A 1,385-nucleotide genomic window follows, 5' to 3' on the forward strand; every position below is an offset into this window, starting at 1 on the left:
ATGAGTCCGGTACCGTACCGGGCTCATGCCTTTTAGTTTTGCCTTTATTCGTTTGTGGTTGTAGTATGTGATGTATTTTTCCAGTTCTACTTTAAACTGTTCAATATTCTCAAACTCCTGTATGTATAAAAACTCGGATTTTAAAATGCCAAAGAAGTTTTCGATGACTGCATTGTCGTAACAGTTTCCTTTACGTGACATGCTCTGTGTAATCCCGCGTTCTTTGAGTGCGAGTTGATATTGGTTCATTTGGTAATGCCAGCCCTGATCGGAGTGAATGAGAAGCGTATCCTTGTCATTCAAACGCTCAAATGCTTTGTCTAGCATCCTAGAAACAAGTGAGTAGACAGGGCGTGATCCAATGGTATACGCGATGATTTCCCCGTTAAATAAATCGAGCATAGGTGATAAATACAGCTTCTCGCCAAATAGATGGAACTCTGTAATATCCGTTACCCACTTCTCATTCGGTTTTGTAGCCTTGAAATTTCGTTCTAGAATGTTCGGCGCAATTTTACCGACTGTTCCTTTATACGAGCGATATTTTTTCATACGAACGATGCATTTTAAGCCAAGTTCACGCATGATGCGTTGCACCTTTTTGTGGTTCACTGGGAGCTCTTCATTGTGCAGTTCATCTGTAATACGACGATAACCATAACGACCTTTGTGTTCATAATAGATCGCTGTAATACGGGATTTTAAGTCTGCATCTTTATCTGGACGATCAATGGTACTTACCCAGTAATAATACGTACTACGTGGAATTTGAGCCAGTTGAAGTAATGAAGAAATTGGGTATTCTAGCCTTAGCTCAAATACTACTTGTGCTTTGTCTTGCTTTGTAATTTTTGCTTGTTTTGAACTAAGGCATTCAACTTTTTTAAGTAGGCGTTCTCCATTCGTAAACGTTCTACTTCTGCTTGTAACGCTTCGAGAGAGCCTTCAACTGGAGTTGGTATCTTTGTTTCTTCTTTCATGGATGGACGCCCCTTTTTCTTTGATTTGAGGGCGTCTATTCCACCTGCTTCGAATTGCCTCTTCCACTTAAGGACAGTGTAATCCGAAGCCAGCTTATATCGAGCGGCGGTCTCATTGATAGATGCCCCAAATTCGTTCATGTAATTGAGTACATCTATTTTAAATTGAATCTCGTGATTTGTATACGAGGAGACAAGTCCATCAACCCCGTGGTTTTGATAACGTAATACCCATCTTTTTAAAGGCGCTGTACTCATATTTCGGTCTTCCGCAATTGTTTTAAAAGATGCCTTACCTTCTAGATAAGCTAGGACGGCTTCTAATTTCTCCTCAGTCGAATACTTAGACATAAAAAACTGCACCTCCAGATGTTAGACTGTGTCCAACAATTGGGGTGCAGTTCA

The 1,385-nt window shown here is 40.4% G+C and carries 1 protein-coding gene; it reads right to left on the reverse strand.

Annotation, left to right across the window (positions count from 1 at the left end):
* Positions 1–1,331 (reverse strand): IS3 family transposase gene (locus ICC18_RS33305; RefSeq protein ID WP_188178680.1). Its coding sequence is split into 2 segments (ribosomal slippage), with 1,332 coding nucleotides annotated over them: positions 1–887 and positions 887–1,331; the frame shifts between segments, so codons are not numbered across the junction. This gene is flagged as partial in the annotation.
* Positions 1,332–1,385: the final 54 nt, after the last annotated feature.

Source organism: Paenibacillus sedimenti, from assembly GCF_014534655.1.
GTDB lineage: Bacteria > Bacillota > Bacilli > Paenibacillales > NBRC-103111 > Paenibacillus_E > Paenibacillus_E sedimenti.